This window comes from Pseudomonas sp. KCJK8993 (assembly GCF_046230915.1).
Lineage (GTDB): Bacteria > Pseudomonadota > Gammaproteobacteria > Pseudomonadales > Pseudomonadaceae > Aquipseudomonas > Aquipseudomonas piscis.
In genome coordinates this window covers 1-7877 of the sequence record NZ_JBJJLO010000178.1, presented here as the reverse complement: position 1 = coordinate 7877, position 7877 = coordinate 1, and the positions used below count along the sequence as shown (strand labels likewise).

The window sequence follows — 7877 nt, the reverse complement described above, 5'->3', positions numbered from 1 at the left end:
GTCTGCACGCCAGTCAGCTCCTTGTAGAGCTTCTGGGTGATCGGACCGACTTCTTTTTCGCTGTAGAACACGTGCAGCTTGTCCTGGTACTCGATGCCGCCGATCGGGGTGATCACCGCGGCGGTACCGCAGGCGCCGGCTTCCTTGAAGTCGGCGAGCTTGTCGATGAACACGTCGCCTTCGACCACTTCCAGGCCCAGGCGGCTCTTGGCCAGTTCGATCAGCGACAGGCGGGTGATGCCCGGCAGTACCGATGGCGAGTTCGGGGTGACGAACTTGTCGTCATGGGTGATCCCGAAGAAGTTGGCCGAGCCGACTTCCTCGATCTTGCTGTGGGTCAGCGGGTCCAGGTAGATGCAGTCGGCGAAGCTGGCCTTCTTGGCCTGGGAGCCGGGCATCAGGCTGGCGGCGTAGTTGCCACCGACCTTGGCCGCGCCGGTGCCTTGTGGCGCCGCACGGTCATAGCTGGAGATCAGGAAGTTGTGCGGGGTCAGGCCGCCCTTGAAGTAGGCACCGACCGGAATGGCGAAGATCGAGAAGATGAACTCGGGTGCGGTCCGCACGCCGATGTTGTCGCCCACGCCGATCACGAACGGACGCAGGTACAGCGCGCCGCCGGTGCCGTAGGGCGGGATGAAGCGTTCGTTGGCCTTGACCACGGCCTTGCACGCTTCGATGAATTGTTCGGTCGGTACCTGTGGCATCAGCAGGCGAGCGCAGCTGCGCTGCATGCGGGCGGCGTTCTGGTCCGGGCGGAACAGGTTGATCGAACCGTCCTTGCAGCGGTAGGCCTTGAGGCCCTCGAAGCACTGCTGGCCATAGTGCAGGGCGGTGGAGCCCTCGCTGATGTGCAGCACGTTGTCTTCGGTCAGGGTGCCTGCGTCCCACTCGCCGTTGCGCCAGTACGACAGATAGCGCTTGTCTGTCTTGATGTAGTCAAAACCCAGCTTGTCCCAATTGATGCTTTCGTTACCCATGACACCCTCTATTTCTTAACTACCGTCGGAACGGCTCAAGGCTTCTGACGTTTTTATTGGATGGGCACAACAATACTGCATTCCGAGGGCAGGCCGCACCCCGGACGATGGGAGGGGGAGCAAAAAAACTTAGCCTGCTCATGAACCCTCCCGTCACCTCGGGGATAGCGATCTGCGTAGGAGCTTTTCTGTAGGAGCGAAGCTTGCTCGCGAAGCGTCGGTGCAGACGGCTCGACATCTCTGGCGTGCCTGCCGGCTTTATCGCGGGCAAGCCTCGCTCCTACGGTCCGGCTTTACATATGCAACGCGTGGCCCAGGGCTCGCAATGCGGCTTCCTGGACCGCCTCGCCCAGGGTCGGGTGGGCGTGGATGGTGCCGCCGATGTCTTCCAGGCGCGCGCCCATCTCCAGGGATTGGCCGAACGCCGTGGCCAATTCGGAAACCCCGACGCCCACTGCCTGCCAACCCAGCACCAGGTGGTTGTCACGCCGTGCCACCACGCGCACGAAGCCACCCTTGGATTCCAGGGTCATGGCCCGGCCGTTGGCGGCGAACGGGAAGCTGGCGACGATGCAGTCCAGGCCGGCGGCCTTGGCTTCGTCCGGGGTCTTGCCGACCACCACCACTTCCGGGTCGGTGAAGCACACCGCCGGGATCGCCGCCGGGGTGAACTCCCGGCGCTTGCCGGCGATCAGCTCGGCCACCATCTCGCCCTGGGCCATGGCCCGGTGGGCCAGCATCGGCTCGCCGCTCAGGTCGCCGATGGCCCAGACGTTGCGCATGCTGGTCTGGCAGCGTGCGTCGATCTTGATCGCCGAGCCGTTCATGTCCAGGTTCAGCGCCTCCAGGTTCCAGCCCTGGGTGTTGGGCTTGCGGCCCACCGCCACCAGCACCTGGTCGGTTGCCAGGTCCAGGGTGTCGCCGTTGGGGTCGCGTACCTGCAGGCTGCTGGTGCCGGCATCGAAGCCCAGTACGCTGTGCTTGAGGTAGAGCTTGATCCCCAGTTGCTTGACCGACTCCAGCACCGGCTGGGTCAGCTCGGCGTCATAGGCCGGCAGGATGCGCTCCTGGGCCTCGACCACGCTGACGTCGACCCCCAGCTTGCGGTAGGCGATGCCCAGTTCCAGGCCGATGTAGCCACCGCCGACCACGGCCAGGCGCTTGGGCAGGACCTTGGGCGCCAGGGCCTCGGTGGAGGAGATGATCGGCCCGCCGAGGGGCAGCATCGGCAGGTTGACGCTCTTGGAGCCGGTGGCCAGCAGCAGGTGCTCGCACTGGATGCGGGTGTCGGCGCCGTCGATTTCCACGGTCTTGCCGTCGATCACCCGGGCCCAGCCATGGATCACCTGGACCTTGTTCTTTTTCAGCAGGGCCGCGACCCCGGTGGTCAGGCGGTCGACGATGCCGTCCTTCCATTCCACGCTCTTGCCGATGTTCAGGGTCGGCGCCGCCACTTCGATGCCCAGGGCCGAGCCCTGGCTGTGGTGGCGGGTCTGGTGGAACTGTTCGGCTACGTGGATCAGGGCCTTGGACGGGATGCAGCCGATGTTCAGGCAGGTGCCGCCCAGGGCCTGGCCTTCCACCAGGATGGTGGAGATCCCCAGCTGGCCGGCGCGGATCGCTGCGACATAGCCGCCAGGGCCGCCACCGATGATCAGCAGTTGGGTGTTGAGAGTCTGTTGCATGTCTTACTCCACAAACAGCGTGGCGGGTTGTTCGAGCAGGCCGCGGATGGCCTGGATGAATTGCGCGGCGTCCATGCCGTCGACCACCCGATGATCGAAGGAGCTGGAGAGGTTCATCATCTTGCGGATCACGATCTGGCCCTTGATCACCATGGGCCGCTCGACGATCTTGTTGACCCCGACGATGGCCACTTCCGGCAGGTTCAGCACCGGCGTGCTGACGATCCCGCCCAGGGCGCCGAGGCTGGTGAGGGTGATGGTCGAGCCGGACAGTTCTTCACGCGCGGCCTTGCCGGCGCGGGCGGCCTTGGCCAGGCGCACGATCTCCTCGGCGTTGCCCCACAGGCTGCGGGCTTCGGCGTGGCGCACCACCGGGACCATCAGGCCAACGTCGCTCTGGGTGGCGACCCCGACGTGCACCGCGCCGTGGCGGGTGACGACCTGGGCTTCATCGTCGTAGCGCGCGTTGATCTGCGGGAAGTCGCGCAGGGCCACGACCATCGCCCGTACCAGGAACGGCAGCAGGGTCAGTTTGCCGCGGGTGGCGCCATGCTTCTCGTTGAGGTGGATGCGCAGTTCTTCCAGGGCGGTGACGTCCACTTCCTCGACATAGCTGAAGTGCGCGGCGCGGTGCTTGGATTCCTGCATGCGCTGGGCGATCTTGCGACGCATGCCGATCACCTGGATCTGCTCTTCGTCGTGGCGCTCGGCATAACCGGCAGATGGCGCCGAATGGCTGCGCGGTGCCTGGCTGCCCTGGGCCAGGTAGGCGTCCAGGTCTTCATGCAGGACGCGCCCGGCAGGGCCGCTGCCTTGTACCAGGCGCAGCTGGATGCCCAGGTCCAGGGCATGCTTGCGCACTGCCGGCGAGGCCAGCGGGCGCTCGTTGGCTTCCCGGGCGACCGGAGCCTGGGCCGGACGGCTGGCGGCGGCCTGGCAGGCGGGTGCCGGCTTGTCCACTTGAGGGGCGGCGGCCACCGGCGCGGCGGCTGGTGTTTCCGCGGCGGCTGGCGCCTTGCTCGGCGTCGGCAGCTGGTCGGAGTCCTTGAGGGTGCCCGCGCCCTCGACCTCGATGCTGATCAGGATGCTGCCCACCGCCATCACTTCACCCGGCTCGCCGCCCAGGGCCAGCACTTTGCCGTGGACCGGGGAGGGGATGTCGACCATGGCCTTGTCGGTCATCACGTCTGCCAGTACCTGGTCTTCGACCACCAGGTCGCCGACTTTCACGTGCCACTGCGACAGTTCTACTTCTGCGATGCCTTCGCCGATGTCCGGCATCTTGATAACGTGCGTGCCCATTCAGACCTCCATGACCCGTTGCAGCGCCGCGCCCACTCGGGACGGCCCTGGGAAATATGCCCACTCTTGCGCATGGGGATACGGCGTATCCCAACCGGTGACGCGCTCGATCGGGGCCTCCAGGTGATGGAAGCAATGCTCTTGCACCAACGACACCAGCTCGGCGCCGAAACCGCAGGTCCGGGTGGCCTCGTGCACCACCACGCAGCGGCCGGTCTTCTTCACCGACTTGACGATGGTGTCCAGGTCCAGCGGCCACAGGCTGCGCAGGTCGATGACCTCGGCGTCGATACCGGTTTCCTCGGCCGCCACTTGCGAGACATAGACCGTGGTGCCGTAGGTCAGCACGGTGACGTCCTTGCCCGGACGGGCGATGGCGGCCACGTCCAGCGGGACCTTGTAGTAGCCGTCCGGAACCTGGGCCGAAGGGTGCTTCGACCAGGGGGTTACCGGGCGGTCGTGGTGGCCGTCGAACGGGCCGTTGTACAGGCGCTTGGGCTCCAGGAAGATCACCGGGTCATCGTTCTCGATGGAGGCGATCAGCAGGCCCTTGGCGTCGTAGGGGTTGGACGGCATCACGGTACGCAGGCCGCAGACCTGGGTGAACACCGCCTCGATGCTCTGGCTGTGGGTCTGGCCGCCATAGATGCCGCCGCCGCACGGCATGCGCATGGTCAGCGGTGCGGTGAACTGGCCGGCCGAGCGATAACGCAGGCGTGCGGCTTCGGAAATGATCTGGTCGGTGGCCGGGTAGACGTAGTCGGCGAACTGGATTTCCGCCACCGGCCGCAGGCCGTAGGCCCCCATGCCGACGGCGGTGCCGATGATGCCGCTTTCCGAGATCGGTGCGTCGAACACCCGCGAGGTGCCGTACTTGGCTTGCAGGCCTTCGGTGCAGCGGAATACGCCGCCGAAATACCCCACGTCCTGGCCGAACACCACGACGTTGTCGTCACGCTCGAGCATCACATCCATGGCCGAGCGCAGGGCCTGGATCATGGTCATGGTGGTGGTGGTCATGGCGGTGTCCAGCTGGATATTGTTGTTGTGATCGTTCATCTCAAACCCCCAGTTGCTGGCGTTGGCGTTTCAGGTGCTCGGGCATGTCCTTGTAGACATCCTCGAACATGGTCGCGGCGCTGGGGATCTGGCCGCCGGCGAGGGTGCCGAACTGCTCGGCTTCCTTCTGCGCGGCGATGACCTGGGCTTCGAGTTCGGCGCTGAGCGCGGCGTGTTCCTCTTCGGACCAGTGGCCGAGCTTGATCAGGTGCTGCTTGAGGCGAGCGATCGGGTCGCCCAGGGGGAAGTGGCTCCAGTCGTCGGCCGGCCGGTACTTGGACGGGTCGTCGGAGGTGGAGTGCGGTCCGGCACGGTAGGTGACCCACTCGATCAGGGTCGGGCCGAGGTTGCGGCGGGCGCGTTCGGCGGCCCAGCGCGAGGCGGCGTAGACGGCGATGAAGTCGTTGCCGTCGACCCGCAGCGAGGCGAGGCCGCAACCCACGCCGCGTCCGGCGAAGGTGGTGGCTTCACCACCGGCGATGGCCTGGAAGGTGGAGATCGCCCACTGGTTGTTGACCACGTTGAGGATCACCGGCGCCCGGTAGACGTGGGCGAAGGTCAGGGCGGTGTGGAAGTCCGACTCGGCGGTGGCGCCGTCGCCGATCCAGGCCGAGGCGATCTTGGTATCGCCCTTGATCGCCGAGGCCATGCCCCAGCCTACGCCCTGCACGAACTGGGTCGCCAGGTTGCCGGAGATGGTGAAGAACCCGGATTCTTTCACCGAGTACATGATCGGCAGCTGGCGCCCCTTGAGCGGGTCGCGCTCGTTGGACAGCAGCTGGCAGATCATGTCCACCAGCGGCACTTCGCGGGCCATCAGGATGCTTTGCTGGCGATAGGTGGGGAAGCACATGTCGTCGACATTCAGGGCCAGCGCCTGGGCGCTGCCGATGGCTTCCTCTCCGAGGCTCTGCATGTAGAACGACATCTTCTTCTGGCGCTGGGCGACCACCATGCGGTTGTCGAAGATGCGGGTCTTGAGCATGGCCCGCATGCCCTGGCGGAGGATCTCCACGGGCACGTCCTGGGCCCATTCGCCCAGGGCGTTGCCCTGGTCATCGAGTACTCGGATCAGGCCACGAGCGAGGTCGGCGGTATCGGCGGGTTCTACATCGATCGGGGGTTTGCGCACCAGGCCGGCGTCGTTCAGGCGCAGGTAGGTGAAATCGGTCTTGCAGCCGGGACGGCCCGAGGGTTCGGGAACGTGCAGGCGTAGCGGTGCATACGCTGGGGTCATGGCTTTCTACGCTCGATCTTGTGGATTTCTTGTATTTGGGCGCGCTAGCTGACAGTCCTTCCCTGGGTAAGGGAAATCTTGTCCTACAAACATCATAGGCCGGGATAAGGAGAATATTTATCTGTGTTTCGTTGCACGCAAAGTCATTTAGAGATAAAAAATCTTTATAAACATAAAAAAAAGGTTGTTTTATCTCATGCGTAAACTGGACCGTACCGATATCGGCATTCTCAACAGCCTGCAAGAGAACGCTCGCATCACCAACGCCGACCTGGCCCGTTCGGTGAACCTTTCGCCAACCCCCTGCTTCAATCGGGTCAGGGCCATGGAGGACCTGGGACTGATCCGCGAGCAGGTGACCCTGCTGGATGCCGAGCTCCTGGGCCTGCACGTCAACGTGTTCATCCATGTCAGCCTGGAGAAACAGGTGGAAGAGGCCCTGCAGCATTTCGAAGAGGCCATTTCCGATCGTCCGGAAGTGATGGAGTGCTACCTGATGGCCGGCGACCCGGACTACCTGATCCGCGTGCTGGTGCCCAGCATCCAGGCCTTGGAGCGCTTCATGATGGACTTCCTGACCAAGGTGCCGGGAGTGGCCAATATCCGCTCCAGCTTCGCCCTCAAGCAGGTACGCTACAAGACCGCGCTGCCGCTGCCGGCCAATGGCCTGACCCTGGGCAACTGAGGCTCAGGCCGGTACTTCGCGCCACAACCTGTCGAGTTCCTTGAAGTCCCAGTTATCCGGGGCTTCGCGGCCGACGATGCGTTCCTGGCCCTGGACCCGGGCCAGGTCCACCACGCTCTGCTCCAGCGGCAGGTTGGAGCGAGTGGAGAAGAACACCTTGACCTTGGGGGTCAGCAACGCATCCGGGTGTTGCTCCAGCACCACCGCCAGGCGCCCGCTCTCCAGCCGCACCAGGGAGCCCACCGGGTAGATCCCGACACTCTTGACGAAGGCCTGGAACACCCGCTGGTCGAAGTGGCCGGTCCAGGTGGACATGCGCTGGATCGCCTCGGCCGGGTCCCAGCCGCGGTTGTAGGGGCGGTTGGAGGTCACTGCGTCGTACACATCGCAGACCGCGCCCATCCGCGCGAACAGGCTGATCTGCTCGCCCTTCAGGCGGTGCGGATAACCCGAGCCGTCGGCCTTTTCATGGTGATGCAGGCACACATCCAGCACCAGGGCGTCCACCGCACCGTTCTGGCGCAGGATGCTGCCGCCAGCCTCGGGGTGCAGCTTGACCTGTTCGAACTCGCTGTCCGACAGCTTTTGCGGTTTGTTGAGGATGGCATCGGGGATGGTCAGCTTGCCCACGTCGTGCAGCAGCCCGGCCACCCCGGCCAGTCGCACGAAGTGCTCCGACAGGCCCAGTTGGCGGGCGGTGGCCAGCATCAGCGCGCACACCGCCACCGAGTGCATGTAGGTGTAGTCGTCGGCGCGCTTGAGTCGGGCCAGGCTGATCAGCGCGTGGGGATGGCGCAACAGCGAATCGGTGATCATGCCCACCAGCTCGTTGACCTGTTGCACCTGGATCACCTGGCCCATGCGTACTTCCTGGAACATGTCCATCACCGCCTGGCGTGAATGGGCACAGACCTTGATGGCCCGTTGCAGCT

General features: G+C 64.9%; 7 protein-coding genes. 1 reads left to right on the top strand and 6 read right to left on the bottom strand.

What is annotated here, in order from left to right; genetic code table 11:
• The 5 genes from ACK6AU_RS30680 to ACK6AU_RS30660 all read right to left on the bottom strand — a co-directional run.
• The coding region (locus ACK6AU_RS30680) for a branched-chain amino acid aminotransferase (RefSeq protein WP_409303421.1) at positions 1-977 on the bottom strand (977 nt) is incomplete at its 3' end.
• A gap of 293 nt (positions 978-1270) precedes the next feature.
• A complete protein-coding gene (gene lpdA / locus ACK6AU_RS30675; RefSeq protein ID WP_185701506.1) occupies positions 1271-2662 on the bottom strand; it encodes a dihydrolipoyl dehydrogenase in 1392 nt (463 codons plus the stop codon).
• Between the two features lie 3 nt (positions 2663-2665).
• Positions 2666-3964: a dihydrolipoamide acetyltransferase family protein gene (locus ACK6AU_RS30670; RefSeq protein WP_409303419.1), complete on the bottom strand. Its 1299-nt coding sequence runs from the start codon at positions 3962-3964 to the stop codon at positions 2666-2668.
• Positions 3965-5023 (bottom strand): alpha-ketoacid dehydrogenase subunit beta, encoded by a 1059-nt coding sequence (locus ACK6AU_RS30665; RefSeq protein ID WP_068584462.1) that lies wholly within the window; start codon positions 5021-5023, stop codon positions 3965-3967.
• A 1-nt stretch (position 5024) separates the two neighbouring features.
• On the bottom strand, positions 5025-6260 hold the full coding sequence (locus ACK6AU_RS30660; RefSeq protein WP_409303416.1) for a 3-methyl-2-oxobutanoate dehydrogenase (2-methylpropanoyl-transferring) subunit alpha: 1236 nt from the start codon (positions 6258-6260) through the stop codon (positions 5025-5027).
• Positions 6261-6456: 196 nt separating this feature from the next.
• Here ACK6AU_RS30660 and bkdR point away from each other — a divergent pair, with 196 nt between their 5' ends.
• Entirely contained in the window at positions 6457-6945 is a 489-nt protein-coding gene (gene bkdR / locus ACK6AU_RS30655; RefSeq protein ID WP_185701509.1) for a Bkd operon transcriptional regulator BkdR, read from the top strand.
• A 3-nt stretch (positions 6946-6948) separates the two neighbouring features.
• Here the strand turns inward: bkdR and ACK6AU_RS30650 are convergent.
• On the bottom strand, positions 6949-7877 hold a 929-nt coding region (locus ACK6AU_RS30650; RefSeq protein ID WP_409303414.1), incomplete at its 5' end, for an HD-GYP domain-containing protein.

Coding starts and splice junctions, on each gene's coding strand:
- lpdA (WP_185701506.1), bottom strand. CDS start 2,662: ATGCAACAGACTCTCAACACCCAACTGCTGATCATCGGTGGCGGCCCT.
- ACK6AU_RS30670 (WP_409303419.1), bottom strand. CDS start 3,964: ATGGGCACGCACGTTATCAAGATGCCGGACATCGGCGAAGGCATCGCA.
- ACK6AU_RS30665 (WP_068584462.1), bottom strand. CDS start 5,023: ATGAACGATCACAACAACAATATCCAGCTGGACACCGCCATGACCACC.
- ACK6AU_RS30660 (WP_409303416.1), bottom strand. CDS start 6,260: ATGACCCCAGCGTATGCACCGCTACGCCTGCACGTTCCCGAACCCTCG.
- bkdR (WP_185701509.1), top strand. CDS start 6,457: ATGCGTAAACTGGACCGTACCGATATCGGCATTCTCAACAGCCTGCAA.